Raw genomic sequence first — 17,140 nt, forward strand, 5'->3', positions numbered from 1 at the left:
TACTCCTTCGCGTCGAAGAACTGTTGCGCGCGCTCCCAGCGCTCCGCCGCGGTTCCGTGGCTGTAGTAGGCCGTCTCCACCGTCTCTACCCCCTTCTCGCCCCCGAGCCCATAAAACGGAGGGCCTCTCCGCTCCTCTTGAGGAGTGCAACGGAGGAGCCCTCTGGCCAAGCGGTGCCCACCCCGCGCCTCCGGGCCAGGCGGCGTGGGGATCCTCCCGGCGGACTCTAGTGAACCCGCCGTCACCGTGGGATGACGCCTGCGCGGTGGGGGTGAGCGGTGTGCACGTACTTCATCGCCGTCGATATGGAGATGCCGAAGACGCGGACCAGGTGGACGGGGTCCGCGGTGTCGCGGGCCTCGTCGAGGATGCGGTCGGTGCGCAGGCCGTTGAGGGTGAGACCCAGGTGCTGGAAGGCCGCGGGAAAGTAGTTGGTACTGGCGGGGTCGGTGTGGATGACGGTCTGGCGGGTGACGAAGAGATGGGGGTTGGCGGTGCGGGGCCAGCGCTGGTGGCGGTAGCGGAGCCAGGTGTGCAGGAGACGGTGGGTGACGCCGTCGAGGTGGACGGTGTGACGGCCGTGCGGCCGGCGGACGAGGAGCTGGGCGCGGGCAGCGATGACGTCGTCCAGGGTCAGGCGGTTGAGGTCGGTGCCGTTGAGTGCGTGGAGGGTGACCAGGGCGAGGGCAAGGCGGATGGCGGGCCGGTCGGTGATGTCGAGGAGTCCGGCGAGGCGGTCAGGGGGCAGAGTCGCGGGCGGAGGTTCGTTGCGAGTGACGCTCAGGCCGCGGGTGGGGTCGGTGAAGATGATCTTCGCCTGTTTCAGGGCGCGGAAGATCGAGCGCAGGGCGACCGCGCGGTCGTGGGCGCGGTCGCCCTTAACCGCGGTGACCGCGGTGTGGATGTCATTTGCGGTGACCTGGCGCAGGGTCTGGTAGCGGCGAGCCCAGTCGGCGAGCGGCACCTTGATGTAGAAGAGGTATCGGCGCAGGGTGGGCCATTCAGTGGGCGGCCCGTTGGGGCGACTGCGCAATCGGCGTGCCCAGGAAGCGAGTTCATCGGCTATCCGGGGCGGGTAGCCAGCAATGACCTGTTGCACGAGGACTTCGGCGCTGCTCATGGTGGGCCGGGGCTGCGGGAGAAGCAGGCCACGTTCGACCAGGAAGGCGCTCAGTGCGCGGGGGCGGCACTGGCTGCCGCGGCCGGTGGCGGCCCTGATCGCGCGAAGATCGGACTCTTTGAAGGGAGCGTCGGTGCCGAGCCAGGTGGCCGCGATGCGCAGGACGCGGGCGGCGGCTTTGCGGGCGTTGTCCGTCCAGGCGTGTGCGCGGGCGTGGGCGTCGAAGGTGGCCAGCAGCCGGGCGGCCTCCGGCCCCGGCTTGGGAAGGGCGGCCCGGCACAGAGCGGACCAGTCGCGTTCAGCGGGAAACAGTTCCTGCTGGTCGTGCGGCACGGGATCGGGCGCGATGACCTGGCACGGCGGGGGCTCCGCTCCGGCCTTGACGGCCTCCTTGGCGGGCTTGCGCCCGGGTGGGCGGAGGTTGGTCCGCGTGTCGGTCCGGTCCAACGCGCGCTCGGTGAGGGGCAGTTGCCGCCAGGACACGTGGTCGTATGCGGGGCCGAGGAGGGCGCGGTGGCGCAGACAGCCGTGGCACCAGCCCTCCCGTAACGGCAGAGGGCCCGCGCCGCATCGCACACAGTGCCCCACGGGGCGAGGGCGAGCGGCCCAGCTGGAGCAGCCCCGGCAGAGCCCGCTGTGCCCGCGGCCCCACGCCTGGCACTGCGGGCACGAGATCGGCGCGCGGGTGCGGGCCGGGCGGCGCTCGTCCGGCTGCGGGTCGTTCATGCCGACTCCCTCAGCCAGGAGCCCTGCTCGGCCGAGGGTCGCGGTCACGATGGGCCGGGATCCGGGCAGCGCCTTGATCAGCCGGTCGTCGATCGGGCCGCAGCCGGCCGCGCGGCGGGCCGCCAGAGCCAGACGCAGCACCCGCAGCGCCAGACGGTGCGAGCCCGCCCCATACGCGTGCCTGTCCGTATGGGAATTCAGGGCCTCCAACGCCTCTCGAAAGTCGGGCAGTTCATGCTCGGGCCGGTCGAGGATGGCGGCGGCGTGCTCGTGGCGCATCCGGTACGGCGCCGGGAACAAGGACAGTTGGCCGGGTATGGCAGGTGGGCAGATTCGCGGATCGTCGTGCACTGGATCGGGGCGTTGAGCGCGGGCCCAGGCGGGTGGGTGGTAGCGGCCGTCGCTGCGCTGCCGGTAGGCGCCGAACGGAGCGGCCTTCAGTGTGATGCCCGGAACGATCAGGGCGAGCTGCGTCGCGACCTGCCGCTTGGCCGCCGCTACGGGTTCGTAGTACCAGGTGGCGTCGTGGTGGACGATGGCGAGGACGCATATTCGGCAGAATCCGTCGACGTTGACGCGCCAGTCGCGCCGGCAGCGACGGCATGCGGCTGCGGGATTGTGCCGCTTCGAGCGCCACTGGTGGCAGGGCGAGCAAAACGGCGGCTGCGCGAGCCGGCCCCACCCGTTGCATCCCGCACACTCGCCCGTCCGCGGCTTCGACCTCCCCATGCCTGCGGCCGCTCAGTTCGGCGGGAGTGACCGAGGCCGCCCCGAACCGCGCCGCGGCACCGGACGGGGCCCCGGGCTCTGCGGGCCATTGTCCCCGACCGCCCGCTCCTGCGACTGCCCCTGCTCCGCGCTCGGCGCGATCCGCTCGACGGGATCAGCCTCCAGCAGGTCGCCGACCGTGCAGTTCAAGGCAGCGCACATCTTGTCGAGGTCCTCGAGCCTCACGGTGACCGGGATGCCGGACCACAGCGCCGATACCTTCGACAGCGACGGCGTGAACCCGTACTCCGCGAACCTCGGCAACAGCTCGCTGGGCCGCCAGATGTTCTGCTTGGCGGCGGCCCACCGCAAATTCCACTTCACGATAGACTCCCCGCGTCGACCTTCAAACGTTGCGCGGCCCTCTCCGACGACTGCCGGCTGGCGACCTCCGGGTCGCCCTGGGCAGACAAGATGTAGCGAACCGTTGTCGTGGTCCACTCATGCCCCAGCAACTTCTGCACCTCCCACAGACTCATCCCTCCCTCGTAGCGGTGTGTGGCGCACGCGTGCCGCAGCAGGTGCGGAAACAACTGCCGTACCGGGCCCTGCAGGTGGGCGGCCGAGGCCCGCTTCAGCGCCTTGCGCAGCGTGGAGGGCGTCACCGTCGGCGCCACCGGCATGTTCAGGTCCTGGATGCTCTTGGGCAGGCGCTCGGAGGGCCACACCGGCGCCTCTGGATGTTCCGGATCGTCCGCGAACAGGCCGCGGATCTCAGAGACGTACCACCACATCAGGGCTCGCCCCTCGGCGAACATGTATGCCTCCCGCGGCCTCGGGCCCGACCCGCGAGCGCCCTTGCCCTGCACCAGGAATCGCCCGAACTCCCCCGACTCCCAGTGCAGATCGCACATCTTCATCCCGCACAGCTCGGCCGCCCGAACCCCTGAAATGTAGATCATCTTCGACATTACGTAGTCGCGGCAGGCCACCGCCTCCTTACGGGCGTTCGGCAGATCCGACCGCCACGCGGCGAAGAACTCCCCGGTCGCCCGCGCCGACGGCGGTACCCGCAGCCCGAAGTCCCCGTGATGCGCCTGCCGATTGAACGGATCGACCGGAGACTCGACTGTCGCCCCGAACTGCAGAAAGATCTCGTGGGCGTAGCGCTGCTCCAAGAACGCGAAGAAGTGGTCGATCTTGTTGAGCTTGGAACGGATCGTCGGCGCCTGCCGTTTGCCCGGCCCCGCGAAGTACGCGTCCACATGGCGCGGGGTCAATCGCCACGGCACCAGCCGGTAGTGGTCACAGATCTCGATGACCGGCTTCGTCAGCGCATCCAGCGTCGAGGAGGCGAGCCCCGCTACGTCCCGCGCCCACTGGTACTCCACCAGCGTGTCCATGAAGAACGCCTGCTCGTCCTCCACCGACACGCCACCGGCGTACCGGCGCTGCAAGGAGAGCACGTCGACCAGATCCTGATCGCCGCCCCGCACGTCCGAGGAATCGTTCAGCACCTCGTCGGTGAGCGGCGGGACCAGGGACAGCACGCGAGTCCCGGAATCCGTCACGATCCACGAGATTACAGGAACCACTCTCAGATTCTGCCAGTTGCGCTAGAAATTCAGTAAGCGAGGGGGTCGAGTCATCGCACTCCCCCCGACCTGCCGACATGGGTCAACAGTCCGCCGCCGACGGCTGAGGAACCCGCTCGCACTCCAGTTAGCATCGGCAGGGCGCCGCGGGGGCCGGGGTCGGCTACGAGGACGACCCGGCCGTCGGGAACGAAGCACCACCCCCACGCCTGCTGCACGGGGAGCCGCTCGGGCACAGGGCCGCGATCGAGGGGCCGGTCCCACAGAGGCCGGAAGCGGACGTGGACGTCATGGCGGTCCAGTGCAGGCACGTCGAGGATGCGCCGGCCGTCGGCGAGGTGTGCGGTGGCGGTGTTCCCGAGCCGGGCGCGGTAGGCGGCGAGCATGATCTGCCCGTCCACGGGACGCAGCCGCTGCACCGCGTCCCGGGTTTCAAGGAAGGCGTACTCGGATAGTTCCTCGCCCGGCAGCCGGATCGCCTTGGCCTGGCCGGGGGTGAGAGTACCGCCGTCGAAGACGAACCGGACCTCCCCGGGGCAGGGCGTGCCGGGCTGAAGGTCGGGGTGGTGTGCGGAGAAGGAGTGGACGGCGAGCACGGCCGACAAAGGCAGATCCAGGCCCAGTTCCTCGGTGATCTCGCGCCCGCAGGCGATGTGCGGGTGTTCGCCGGGTTCGACGACGCCTCCGGGCAGCAGCCACGAGTCGTCCTTGCGGTAGGTCGGGTGGAGCAGCAGGACGCGGCCGACCTGGTCGGTGATGATCGCGGCGGCGCCGAGCCACACCGCGTGCCGGGACGCGGCGTACTGCGCGGCCGAAGAGTCGGACGGCGAGGCAACTTGCGCTGACGGGGGCAGGAATGAGGACATGCTCTGCCTTTCGGTGGAGCGGGTCATGCCTTGTCCAAGACGTTGGGCGAAGCGGGCTTCGGGACGTTTGGAGCCGGGGCGTACTGGGCGGCCTGGGTGTCGAACATCGCGGCATACCGCCCGCCTGCGGCCATGAGCTCGTTGTGTGTGCCGTGTTCGGCAAGGCGCCCTTGGTTGAGGACGTAGATGCGGTCGGCGTGGCGGACGCCCGACATGCGGTGGGTGACCAGGACGACAGCTCGGTGCGGGGCGGCCAGGCGCCGGATGCGGTCGAAAGCTGCGATCTCGGCCTCGGGATCGAGGGCGGAGGTGGGCTCGTCCACGATGAGGACACTGTCGGCCCGCGAGGTAGCGCCGCGCCAGTGCGTACGGGCCAGACCCACCTTCTGCCATTCCCCGCCGGAGAGTTCGATGGCTCCGCGGAACATGCGGCCGAGCATGCTGTCCAACCCGTTGGGGAGTTTGGCGGTGACGGATCCGGCGCCGGCGTATTCGACGGACTGCTGCAGGTCGCGCATCGAGGCATCATGGTCAGGACGGCCGATACGGATGTTCATCGCGGCCGTGACGGGCCAGCGCTGGAAGTCCTGGGTGAGCAGGGAGACGCGGTCGAAGACCTGGGCGCGTTCGAGCCCGGAGACGTCGGCCCCACCCCACTTCACCGAGCCGTCCTGCGGCAGCAGCAGGCCGGAAAGGATCTTCATCAAGGTACTTTTGCCGGAGCCGTTCTCGCCCACGACGGCGGTGACCGACCCCATGGGGAAGGCGAGCGTCACATCGTCCAGGGCCGGCGTCTCGCGGTCGGGATACCGGTAGGTGACGTGTTCCAGAGAGACCTGCTTGACTTGCTCGGGGACGGGGCTGCCGGTCTGCGGGATGGCACGGTCGCCAGCTTCGATGAGGAACTGTCCGTGGTCCCGGACGTAGAGAGACTCTTCGTGCAGCTGATTGATGTTCATCACCAGGGCGCCCAGGCTCGCCGACCCGGTCCGTACCGCGATCACAGCTGTGCCGGCGACGGCGAGACTCATGTGCCCGGCCATGATCAGCCAGATCATGGTGCCGTAGGTGGCCGCCATCGCCAGGCCGGACAGCGCGGAGGCCACCCATTCGGTGAGGGCCTTGCTGGAGGCCAGACGCTCCTGCTCCGACTCCGCGCTCGCGGCCATGCGCCGGTACTTGTCGAGGAGGAAGGGGCCGACGGCGTGGATGCGTACTTCCTGAGCGGCCGTCCGCTCAGTGAGGAGATTCCCGATGAGTCGGATGGCCCGCACGTGTTCGATCCAGGTCATCATCGACACATAGCGTTCCTGCGCCACCCGCATGGCGCCCCACCCGCGGGGCGTTGCGATGACCAGCAGCATCGGCAGCAGCGCGGGATGGAGGACGGTGAGCACCCCGGCTGTGGCGATCAGCGAGATGCTGCTGTTCAGCGCGGAGACACAGGCGCCGATCATGCGGCGCGCGGAGGCGGGCCCGTACTGGGCGATGTCGATCAGGCGGCGGAAGTCCGGGTCGTCGATTGCCTCAAGTTCGACGGCGGTCGCCGCGGCCAGGTACTGCGTGGTGGCGATCCGCTCGACCTTCGGTTCCAGACGTCCGGCCCGAGAGGTCGACCAGCCGGCCAGGGCGGAGTTCACGACGGCGACGCCCGCGGCGGCGAGTAGGCCCGGCAGCAAGGCGTGCAGCCGCTCGATAGCGTCTCCGCCCCCTAAGAGGGCGTGCATGACCGCGTTGATGGCAAGCAGGCCGACCGCGGCGGCGATGCCCTGGCCGAGTTCGCTGATCGCCACCACCACGAGCGCGCGTCGATCCGCGCTCCAGGCCATCCGCAGGGCGGCACCGACGAGTCTGGGCATCTGCCGTAGCGCGGATCGCATGGTCAAGTCCAGGCTCGCATGCTCGTGTTGGGACCAGCCCATGTCGTAGCGCAACGGTCCGCCGAAGAGTTCACGTTCCGCCTCGGACACCTGGGGCTCCGCCATACGGATCCTGCCGAAGAACCGCTTCACTCGCTGCCTCCCTGCGCCGGCCAGTTCAAAGCCCGGTAGGACGGGCCGTGGGTGAGCATGTGGAAGATGGCGACGGTGTAGGAGTGACAGTCGGCGGTCGGCTTCTCGATCGGTACCCAGAACAGTCCCTCGTGCTTGTCCGGCTCCGCGTTGTACGGCTCACCCCTCCAGGACTGGGCCACGAACACGGCGGTGAGCCGGTCCAGGCCACCGCCTGGGTCGTGATGGTGGATGAGGCCGCAGAATTCCTGCTGCTCGGCGTTGATGAGGACCCCTGTTTCCTCTTCCGCTTCGCGTCGCGCGGCGTGGTCGAGCGGTTCGCCGGCCTCCAAGTGGCCTCCGATAACGGCTAGTTGCCCTGGTGCGAGGGCGGCGTCGGGTTTTCGGCGCACGCATAGGGCGGCGCCGTTCGATCGGAGCAGGATCTGGGCCACGTCAGCGATCAGGAGGTGAGGCACGTCGCTCACAGACGCCCCTCCTGCACCAGGCGTTCGACGGTGCGCCGGCCTCGTGTGGTCACGAGCGTGTCGCCGTGCCGGGGGCCGTAGGCGAGGGCGCTGGCGGCGTCAGCCGCCGCGAACGCGGTCAGCGCCCGTTCCTCCGTCTCGGACAGCGGGCGGCCGTATCCCGCGACGAGAGCGGCCCGCAGCTCGGGGTGGTCCGGCCAGAGCGAGGTCGCGAGCTTGACGAAGTCGGCGACGAGCGGGCCCGGTTCGATCCGCTCGAAGTCGATCAATGCGCAGCGGCTGCCGTTCCACAGCAGGTTGCGCTCCCAGAAGTCCCCGTGCCGCCACCCGGCCGGCAGCGGGCCGCAGTCGGCGAGCATGCTCGCCGACTGCCGCAGCGTGTCGGCTTCCGCGGCGGACAGGTGGTCAGCGGCTTCGGCGAGGTGTTTGTCCAGGCCGGCCATCGTGAGTTCGGTGACTCTGTCTGCCTCGGGCTGGACCAGGGGGCCGGTCATGGCGTCGTGAAAGAGGCGCAGCAACTTGCCTGCTTGCCAGTGGGCGACGCGGCGCCGAGCGGGAGAATCCTCTTCCTTCAGCGGTTTGCCGTCCACTGCGGTGAGGATCAGGGCGAGCAGCTCTGCGGAACTGTCGAGCAGAACGGGGGCGTTGCCGTGACCGAGGTGCGGAACAGCGACTCGGTAGGCACAGGTCTCGCGCGTGTACAGGATCGGCTTGGGCGCCACTTTCACGTAATGAACGCCGTTGCGCCCGCTCACCCTCCATACCCGGGAGTTGTCGCGGGCGTGCGAGGTGTCCCGCACATCATCCAAAGGGCCCAGCACGCTCTCCACCCAGGGGGCGAGGAAGGACGGAAGGCCGGTGGGCTGCGTCATGCCAGGTACCTCGTATCCGGTCGTGACCCGTCGGAGGACTGAGTGTTACGGACGGAGGCGGTGCCCGAGGAGGCGGCAGGGATTTCGAACGCGGGATGAACAAGCGCAGGATGCTGTACGGGATGCACGGAGGGCTCCTCGGGAAGATGCGGACGAGTTATCGGGTAACCGGGGGTCTCGCGTCGCCGTAACGGGTGGAGGAGGGCGAAATCTAGAACCCGAATTCGAATACCGAGCCCTTTCCTTGTGTGGGCGCGCGTGACGGTTTGTGATGCTGTGTTCGATCACTCATGTGGGTTGAGGTAACTCCTCCGGGGGATTGCCGGGCGGGGGGGGGCGGACGTCACACCACCGAATTCGGCGCACCGCCCCTCGGCGACCGAGACAAGTTGCACTTGGCCCGGTAGGCACTGTGGCGCTCGCACACAGCTACGGAGGCCGATGCAGCGTTCTGCAAGTCCTGTTCCAGACCGTCGGGGATATGGCCCTGTCCGAGACCAGCCGAGGCGACTGCGACCGACAACGTACGGCGCTCGTAGAGGCTCATCTCCTGGAAGCACACGGGATGCGCGAGGACGTCACGCGCGACATAAGCGTCGCCACTCGTCGCCGCCTCGCGGGTGAGGCGGCTCAGCGCCTCGGCCTGTTGGAAACGTGGGGAGAGATCGAGCACGGCCAGTCCCAAACGGGTACGGAAGACAGCCAGTTCTGGGGGTGTGTCAAGGGTCAAGTAGCGGGTGATCATGGACTCGACGGAGCCGCTCGGATGCTCGCCGGCTACGGCGTGGCAGAGCACGGCGAGGCAGGATGCGACCGAGTGCTCCCAGCCCTCAGTCGGGGTGCTCTGGTTCAGGAACTCCAGCGCTTGGCGAGTCTGCCCATCGAGGCAGCGAACGAGCACCTGCACTTGACGTCCGTCGAAGAGGCGCCGGCCCACTCCGCGATTCTGCTCGCTGTGTTCCTGTGCGCGGTCCCATTGGCCTGCTGCGACGAGGGCGCGGGTTCCGTCGCCAAGGAGGACCGTCCAGAGCCACTGGCACACCTGCTGATGCTCGTCCGCCGAGTGTGTGAGCTGATGGAAGGACAGGGTGCGGCCGTCGATGACCACGCTTGTCTTCGACCGCACCGCCCGATTCAGGGAGTTGAGCAGGTGATACGCGCCGTCGCCGTCGCCGTCGCGGATGCGGAGACGGGCCAGGTTGACCAGGGGCTCCAGGGCGTACCGGGCCTCCTGCGCGCTCAGGGGCTGAGCGCGCAGGTAGACCTCGGTGTGACGCCAGCACAGAGTGCGCGCCAGGTCCGGCATGCCGCAGTCGCTCGCGATGAGTGCCGCCTTGTTCAAGGCGACGGTCGCGGAGGCCACCTCACTGTCGCGCTCAGCGGCGCGAGCGAGGTCGCTGATCTCGCGGACCCGATCGGCGAGGGGCGGGCAGGCCGGACGTGGACGGGCAACAAGCGGGAAGCGCTGTGCTATCTGGCCGACGTCCATGTCACAGCCATTCGATGACGATGCGATTCAGCGTGTTGTCGAAGGCGAAGCGACCGGGCTTCGGCGCGAGCGGGGCTGTGTCGAGCGGCTGGATCTCGAACCCGACGTCGAGTGCCCGGAAGTCCCGGTCCCAGGTGCGGATCTGGTCCGCGACGTCGGCAGCGAGAGACTCACCGTCGGGGCCGTGCCCGATGACGCCGAACTCGTAGAGAGTGGCGCCGTCGGGGGTCTTCTCGGCGGCAGGACGCCGCGTGAGGTAAGTGAGTGTGCCGCCCTCGAAGACCGCGGTCGAGGACGGATAGGGTGCGGTGACCAGCCCCTTCTCGGCTGCTTCTGCCTTGGCGGGCATCCGGCTCAGCCCGTTCGGCATGGTGCAGGCGAGCCACAGCTCCAGGTACTCCGCGGACTCCGGTCCCCGGAAGCTAACTCCCGTCCACGCCTCGGTGCGCGGCGTGCGGAAGATGTCGGCCAGGGCGTCCGCGTCGACCTTCTGGTCTCCGTTGGTGACGAGGGTGACGGTGTTGTCGGGATCGAGGGGGACGAAGACGCGCGGGTCGTCGGCGATCCCCTGGCGCAACGGCATGAATGTGTTCATCTGGCTGCCGACGCTGCGCCAGGTTCCGTTCTGATTCTCGAAGGCGATCGAGCGGGAGACGCTGCCGCGCAGACGCAGCGGGGTGAGGAGCCGTCCGCCGGGGGCGAGCTGGTCGAGCCAGGCGTGGGGCACTGCGTGGGCGCCGACGGTGGCTTCGATGCGGTCGTACTTCGCGTTGGGGGCGTGGCCCACGGCTCCGTCTCCGAGGATCACCTCCACGTTGTGGATGCCGGCGGCGGCCAGTCCGCCACGGGCCCCGTCCACGATGTCCTCGTCCACGTCGATCGTGGTGACGTGCCCCTTCTCCCCGACGAGGTAGCCGAGGAGGCCGGCGTTGAAGCCCGTGCCGGCCCCCAGCTCCAGGATCTTCTGGCCGGGCTCGACGTCGAGTTGTTCCAGCATCATGGCGACGATGTCGGGCTGGGAGGCGCAGCTGATGGAAGCGCCGCTCTCGTCGAGCTTGGTGTTCACCGGGGCGTTCCCGTACGCCTTTTCCAGCGGGGCGTTGGGGACGAAGAGGTGGCGGGGCACGGTCCGCATGGCCTCTTCCACACGGGGCGTGCGCACGCATCCCTGCTCGACCAGATGGTCGATCAGCTGGGTACGCAGTCGGTCGGCTGAACTGGCTTCGATGGTGTCACTGTTCACCGCCTTGACCGTAGTGCTCGGAGCCTCCTCGGTTCGGCTGGACGCGGCGTTGTCGTTCGTTCCCATGACTACCTCTTTCGCGAGTGTGGACAAGGTGTGCTGGTCCTCCGCGGGGAGGCCCAGACGGTTCCAGTGGAAGATGCCGTGGTGGGCGATCACGGCCCGCAGTCCGCGTTCCAGGCAGCCCTGGCGGTTGAGGTCTGCGAGCTGCTGGCCGAACCACTCGAACGTGGCTATCCACTCGGCCAGCGGCGCGAGCCGGCCCCGGGTGACGCTGTGGCTGGTGGTGCTGACGTGGACCGTCATCAGACGCTGGACAGCGGCCCTGTGCCGTTGCCGATCGCTGATCCCGCCGCCGGGGCGTTCGGCCGCGATCTTCGCCCAGACGTCGCCCTGCTCGTACCAGTCGAGTCCCGCCGCACGCATCGCCACGCTGAGCAGGAGGACCGCCAGCTCGCGACGCCCGAGCCCAGGCGCGCTCACAGCTTGCTCGCGGGCCAGCTCGTCCAGCAGATGGCGGCTGTCACGGTGGAACAGGGTGTGCGCGATCTCCATGGCGGCCGGACCGCCGAAGGCGGTCTCTTCCGGCTCGTATATGCCCGGTGCCCAGGAGGCGAGGATGCCGGCACTGACCAGCTCGTCCAGGGCACCGTCCAGGACCTTCGCGGAGTCCGGGCACGCGGGGCGGTACCGCAACCGCCACCAGGGGTACTTCCGCAGGAACGACCATTGGTCCAGTTCCGAGTCCCGGGCGGTCAGGACCGGGAGCAGATGCTCCACGGCGGTGTCCTCCGCGCGGCTCCAGTCGGTGAACCGGATGAGGCGCTGCGGCCATTCGTCCGCTGCCATGTTTCCTCGTTTCAGGGCTAGTTGGTCAAGAAGCAGGTGTCCCACCCGGATGCGGAGGGCGTTCCGGTGTGGAAGGAGTGGAGGGCGAGGGCGGTGCCTGCGGCACCTTCGAGGAGTCCGATGTCCCCGCCTCCGGGAGGGTTGATCAGGGAGTCCGCCAGTGTGCCGGGCGCGGTGGCGGTGATCGGGGCCAGGAGTCGGGGCAGGCACTCAGTGAGGCCGGGGGTGATGGCGTCGGCAGCGGCGAGTTGCGTGATGTGTGCCAGGCCCGCGAAGCCGTGGCACAGGGAGACGTCCACGGTCGCGCCAAGTTGGCCGGGGTCCGTCATCGCGCGCCGAAGGGCGGTCTCGGCCCTGCGCTGGCGTGCGGGGTCGTTGAGGGCGAGAGCGGCGAGCTGCTGGATGCGGGCAAACCCCGCGGTCCCGTAGCACCAGGACGGCCGGGAGGGCCCCGGGCCGGACGCGCCGGATCGCAGCTGCTGGCGGGTGATCCAGTACGGCCACCACGGGCCGGAGGGGCTGTCCTGCTGCCACTCGTCGAGCCAGGCCAGAACACGGGTGATCGCGTCGAGGTGACCGTTGACGGTGACGCCGCGGCGCGCCGCGAGGGAGAGCACGGCGAGGGGGCCGCCGATGCCATGGGCGACGCCGTTGTTGGCGTGCCCTTCCGGGTAGTCCGGGGAGGTCTCGCCAGAGGGGGCGAGGTGGCTCCACCAGCCGGGCAGGAGTTCACCCTCGTGCTTGACCGGCTCGGTCAGCCGGACCAGGTACGCGAGGATCCCCCGCAGCACGTCGCGGTGGACGTCGCGGTGCAGCAGGAGCGCACCCATCCCGCTCAGGCCCCGGATCGCGTCGTACTCAGCCAGCGCGGGCATCTCGCCCCGGTCCATGCGCGCATGGGCGCCGTCGAGCCGGTCTCGGATCGTCGTGGTGACGTACTGGTCGAGGGTGCTCAGGGCGCGGGCGTATCGTCCGGGGCGGTCCGCGGCGGTATGAAGGGCGAAGGCGAGAGCGGGCGCCCCGTAGTAGAGGTGGCTGTCCGGGCCTCCGACGGCAGGTTCTGCTGCGGCGCAGGCGAGCCAGTCGTGTGCGCGCTGCCACGGCCCCTGGTCGGTGCGGGCTCGTTCAATGTGCAGCAATGCGACACCGACTGCGCCGTGCGCGAGGGACTGCGGCCACCAGCCCTGTCGGTGACGCAGTGCCCGTACGTCCTGCGGTGCGGCAAGCCGCTGCGCGATGGTGTCGGTGGCGACCCGTGCGCTCTCACGCAGGTCCATGACGATCTCCTCCTCGGTGGGTCCAGGCCATTGCCGCGGCATGGGCCAGCCGTACGCACATGCGCTCGTCGTCCTTGTCGATGCCGGCGGCGCGGATGTGGTGGGCGTGCAGCAGCGAGTCGAGAACGAGGTCCGGGTCGATGCCACGGGATCCATTCAGTAACTGCCGGTAGCGGGCCAAGGCTTCGTCGCGCTCGCTCCAGGCGGCCACGATGGCCGCGCCACCGGGGGCTGCGCGCAGGGCCGCCCAGCCGTTGTTCGGATCGGCCAGACGTACCGCTTCACCGAGCACCGCCCGGTCCAGGGGGCGCGGGTCGGTGATCCGGCCGTGGGCGATCAGCCAGTCCATTCCGCCGGCGGTGCTGCCGGTGAAGGCGGCGGCGAGGGCGACGAAGTGCGCTGCAATGAGCGCCTGTTGGTGAGGGCGGGCCCGCTGGGCGAACTGGATGGCCAGGGCGCGGGAGTCTGCGGCGAAGACGTCTTCGGCCAGGCCCATCAGTGCTCCGGTGCCCCACCGGCCGGTTTCCGGGTAAGAGGTGGCGAACTGCAGGTCGGCGAGCAGTCCGGCGCGGCGCAGTCCGGCCGTCCACGCGCCCACGCGCTGGGCGGTTCGTGCGAAGTCCTGTGGGCCGGGCACTGCGATGCGCAGTCGCAGGTGACATCGGGGGTCGCGGTAGCGCATGTACCACCACGTCGGAGGCTCGTCCCACTGGGCGAGGAGTCCGGGAAGGTGGTCGGCAAGGATCTCGGGCTGACGCTCGACGTGCCCGTACAGCTTGACCAGCAGCCACGGTGCGGTGCCTGGAAGGTGACCGTGGTCGCGGGTAACGAGCTGGTCAGCGGTCACGGGCGGAACGTCCGGCCACTGCGGCGGGCGGGTGGCCGTCATCGGGGCGATGATCTCGTGGGCCCGCCCGTCGAACCAGCCGCCATCGGAAACCACTTCGGTCAAGACAACCGACTCGTTGGTGTCCAAGTGAGCACGCAGTAGAGCGAGGTGCGCGCTGTCGGATAGGTCCAACGGTAGGAGCTGGTCACCTTCGGCCAGCGTGACCGCGTCGGGCACTTGGCGGCGAGTGCGCCACTCGGCGGCGGCCTTGAGCCACTTCTCCCAAGAGGCCCGGTGGCCGGGCAACTCCGATCGGTCCAGCCGCCACCTGGCTGGCGAGAGGATCGTGCGTCCGTAGCGCACGCGTGGCAAGTACGGCAGGGCCGTGGCGGATGCCCACGGGAAGACGGTCAGGACGGCGCACTGGGAACGGCTGATCTCGGTGAGGAAGCGCGCCAGAGGAGGTGCGTGACCACGCAGGTCCAGCGCGTGCAGGGTCATGGGATCCAGCAAGCACCCGCGGGAGAGGGAGACGAGGTAGAGCCTGCGGCGGTCGCAGCCCACAGCGAGGTCGTCGAGCGGGATGGTGCGTTCGTCCATCGGGCGGTGCTCCGCCAGGCTGATGACGGCGGGCAGGAGTTCGGCAACGCGGGTGACGTTGGTGTCGCCACGGTCGAGTGGAGCGAAGGAGACCTGTGCGGTCAACGAGCCGGGCGCATTGACCGGGAGCTCCCTCAGCACGGTGGCGGCGTGGGCCTGGTCCTCTGGTGTGAGCAGCCCCAGGCTTCGGCCGCTCGTCGTGCCGATTCCGCGGGAGGGCGCGATGCCGTGGAGGGTGAAGTCGCCTTCCGCAAGGGCGTCTTGTGAGGTGGCGTGGATCTGGAAGCGCAGCTCCGTGTGGGCCGGTACTTGCGGTGTGTCCGGGTCTCCGACTGTCAGCGTGCGGATCAGTTCTTCGTCCAGGCAGATTTCGTTATGACCGTCGAGCACGGCCGCCTGTGCGAGGGCGAGTAACCGCTGTTCACGGGAGGTCAGGGACTCACGCTGTTCAGGTTCCGCATCGCGGTATCCGGCCGGGAACCCGAGGCCGACGTCCGGGTCCACGACATCCCGGACAGGTACGAGCGCGTTGATGCCGTACCGCTCGAAGAACCGGTTGTGGAAGTCCTTCCACGCCGGAGTGCCGAAGGGATACGCGGTAAGCCGGGCCAGTACGGTGGCGGCCTTCTCGGCCTCGCGGGCAACCTGAGTAGGGAGAGTGAGTGAGCAGTCCATGCGCAGGTCCACCGTGAGGGGCTGAGCCTTGGCAGGGCTCAAGGCCGTCATCTTCTGGCGCAAGGCGGTGCGCAGGCGTCGGCCGTCCTCCGTGACGCGGGCCTGGTTGTGCTGGTTGATGGCGTCTCGGACCGTTCGCAGATCGGCCACAAGCTCTGCTGTTGGCGGGTTATCGGTGGCCTCGGCCTGTCGGACCAGGTGGTCGAGAGCGTCGAGAGTGGCGGAGGGAGCGTGCAGGCTGCTGATGAGCACACCGCGCTGGACGAGGCTGGTGACGAGTCCTTCTGCCCGGCCATGGGGAACGTCGGGGAACTTGACCTTCACCAGTTCGGCGACGGTGTGGAAGGGGCTGGGCGAGGCGGCGGCTTCGACGGCGATCCGTACGGCGGCGGTGTAGCGGAGGGACACTTCCGCCGCGGCCCTGTTCTTGGTGCGGTGCGAGCGGGGCGGGTAGGGCACGATCAGCCGGTCGCCGCGTACGTAGGCGGTGTTGTTACTCACTACGCTCAGATGCTGCAGGAGGTCGGGGCTTGCTTCCAGGCGGGCGATCAGGTCAGCGATCCAGTCGCCGTCGGCCCGTACGACGGCACGGTGACACTCGCCCCAGGTCCATCCTGGCCGTGCTCCGAAGGAGGCGGGTGCGATGCCAGCGAACAGGCCGTTGGGAGTCGCTCGGCCCGTCATCCGCAGCACGTACCGCATGACGGACACCACAGCGCGGCGTAGCGGACGGGCTTCGGACCGAGCCGCCGAGCAAAGGGTCTCGACCTGTTGGGCGAGCAAGGGGCTTGCCTGCTCGATGGTGTCGGCGACCTCGGTCATCGACCAGACGTCACCAAGCCACGCCTGCCACCGAACCCGTCGGGCCGGAGTGTCGTCGGTGAGGTCCGGCCACGCTGGCAGCGACAGCCGCGAGTAACGTGCGGCACGCACGAGCGTCGTGTCCGCACACCGGTACAGCGGCTTGTCCATCCTGGAATCCATGCACCCTCCCTGGAGCGTGACGTGTCGGGAGTGCCAGCCCGCGCGGCAGGAGCCCGCGCGGGCTGGTAGATCGTCCGTTCTTGCGGTCAGGCCACGGCAGTGGCGCAGGACCCGTTGCAGCTGGGCTTGCAGCCGTCGTCGGTCAGATTGATCAGCGAGGCGGACCCGTCACCGGACTCCAGGACGCTGATGTCCAGCTCGAATGCGTCACCGTCCGTCGCGGTGTTCGCGGACTGCACCTGGTCCTTGAGCGTGTTGGTGTTCATGTAGATCTCTCCCTACTCGTCGTGCGGGAAGATGCTCAGGCCACGTTGGTGGCGCACGGGCTGGAGCAGGTGCTGCCGCAGCCGTCGTCGGTGAGGTTGATCAGCGCGGCTTGTCCGTCGCCGGACTCCAGGACGCTGATGTCGAGGTCGAAGTCGTCGTTCTCCATTTGCTGTTACCTCCGTAGGTGTGCACGGCTCCCATCGAGCCGCGGGGTACGTGCCGCGTGGGCGGCGCCGGCACGGCAGGTGCACCGTGCCGGTGGTCTGGTGTGGTCAGGAGCTGCTGGAGATGCAGGCGCTGCCGCTGCACGTCGAGCCGCATCCGCCATCGGAAGCGGCACTCACCCCGGCACTCTCACCGGGTTCGATGGCGCTGATGTCGAGCGCCGACGTGCCCGCCCTCCTGCAGGACCCAGCACTGGTGCGAGCGCGGCAAAACTGGCTCGCGATGAACTCCCAGCCCGTGCCCGCTCGCGGGCCGCAGGACGTACGCGGACGCGAGCGAGGACTGTTGCAAGGGTTCTGTTGCGGGTGCGGTCAGGGCGGTCACCGGCCGTCCCCG

The 17,140-nt window shown here is 69.1% G+C and carries 14 protein-coding genes; all 14 read right to left on the minus strand.

Translation table 11 applies throughout. The features are described from left to right. Nucleotides 1-241: 241 nt before the first annotated feature. Nucleotides 242-2,575: a hypothetical protein gene (locus ACWGIH_RS21650; protein ID WP_453451028.1), complete on the minus strand. Its 2,334-nt coding sequence runs from the start codon at nt 2,573-2,575 to the stop codon at nt 242-244. A 12-nt stretch (nt 2,576-2,587) separates the two neighbouring features. Continuing rightward, nucleotides 2,588-2,938 carry a helix-turn-helix domain-containing protein gene (locus ACWGIH_RS21655; RefSeq protein WP_453451027.1) on the minus strand — a complete coding sequence of 117 codons (351 nt, stop codon included), beginning with the start codon at nt 2,936-2,938 and terminating at the stop codon, nt 2,588-2,590. Next, on the minus strand, nt 2,935-4,050 hold the full coding sequence (locus ACWGIH_RS21660) for a site-specific integrase (protein ID WP_453451026.1): 1,116 nt from the start codon (nt 4,048-4,050) through the stop codon (nt 2,935-2,937). Before ACWGIH_RS21660 ends, ACWGIH_RS21655 begins: the two co-directional genes overlap by 4 nt. A 149-nt stretch (nt 4,051-4,199) precedes the next feature. After that, complete coding sequence (locus ACWGIH_RS21665; protein WP_453451025.1) at nt 4,200-5,015, minus strand: NUDIX domain-containing protein; 816 nt, start codon at nt 5,013-5,015, stop codon at nt 4,200-4,202. Nucleotides 5,016-5,038: 23 nt separating this feature from the next. Then, complete coding sequence (locus tag ACWGIH_RS21670) at nt 5,039-7,000, minus strand: ABC transporter ATP-binding protein (RefSeq protein ID WP_453451024.1); 1,962 nt, start codon at nt 6,998-7,000, stop codon at nt 5,039-5,041. A gap of 23 nt (nt 7,001-7,023) precedes the next feature. Continuing rightward, nucleotides 7,024-7,494, minus strand: coding sequence for an NUDIX domain-containing protein (locus tag ACWGIH_RS21675; protein ID WP_453451023.1), 471 nt, complete (start codon nt 7,492-7,494; stop codon nt 7,024-7,026). Further along, complete coding sequence (locus ACWGIH_RS21680) at nt 7,491-8,366, minus strand: phosphotransferase (RefSeq protein WP_453451022.1); 876 nt, start codon at nt 8,364-8,366, stop codon at nt 7,491-7,493. The genes ACWGIH_RS21675 and ACWGIH_RS21680 overlap by 4 nt, the downstream gene beginning before the upstream one ends. Nucleotides 8,367-8,709: 343 nt before the next feature. Further along, nucleotides 8,710-9,855, minus strand: a complete 1,146-nt coding sequence (locus ACWGIH_RS21685) for a hypothetical protein (RefSeq protein ID WP_453451020.1) — start codon at nt 9,853-9,855, stop codon at nt 8,710-8,712. A gap of 1 nt (nt 9,856) precedes the next feature. Further along, complete coding sequence (fxlM, locus tag ACWGIH_RS21690) at nt 9,857-11,947, minus strand: methyltransferase, FxLD system (RefSeq protein ID WP_453451019.1); 2,091 nt, start codon at nt 11,945-11,947, stop codon at nt 9,857-9,859. Nucleotides 11,948-11,964: 17 nt separating this feature from the next. Next, on the minus strand, nt 11,965-13,224 hold the full coding sequence (locus ACWGIH_RS21695) for a lanthionine synthetase C family protein (RefSeq protein ID WP_453451018.1): 1,260 nt from the start codon (nt 13,222-13,224) through the stop codon (nt 11,965-11,967). Then, nucleotides 13,211-16,312, minus strand: coding sequence for a lantibiotic dehydratase (locus ACWGIH_RS21700; RefSeq protein WP_453451017.1), 3,102 nt, complete (start codon nt 16,310-16,312; stop codon nt 13,211-13,213). The genes ACWGIH_RS21695 and ACWGIH_RS21700 overlap by 14 nt, the downstream gene beginning before the upstream one ends. 86 nt (nt 16,313-16,398) lie before the next feature. After that, on the minus strand, nt 16,399-16,578 hold the full coding sequence (locus ACWGIH_RS21705; RefSeq protein ID WP_453451016.1) for an FxLD family lanthipeptide: 180 nt from the start codon (nt 16,576-16,578) through the stop codon (nt 16,399-16,401). A 35-nt stretch (nt 16,579-16,613) separates the two neighbouring features. Continuing rightward, the gene (locus tag ACWGIH_RS21710) at nt 16,614-16,745 is read right to left on the minus strand and encodes an FxLD family lanthipeptide (RefSeq protein ID WP_390149965.1); all 132 of its coding nucleotides are present in this window, start codon (nt 16,743-16,745) and stop codon (nt 16,614-16,616) included. Nucleotides 16,746-16,851: 106 nt separating this feature from the next. Then, nucleotides 16,852-17,028, minus strand: coding sequence for an FxLD family lanthipeptide (fxlA, locus tag ACWGIH_RS21715; protein WP_453691689.1), 177 nt, complete (start codon nt 17,026-17,028; stop codon nt 16,852-16,854). Nucleotides 17,029-17,140 lie beyond the last annotated feature (112 nt).

It is taken from the genome of Streptomyces sp. NPDC054872, assembly GCF_053610705.1.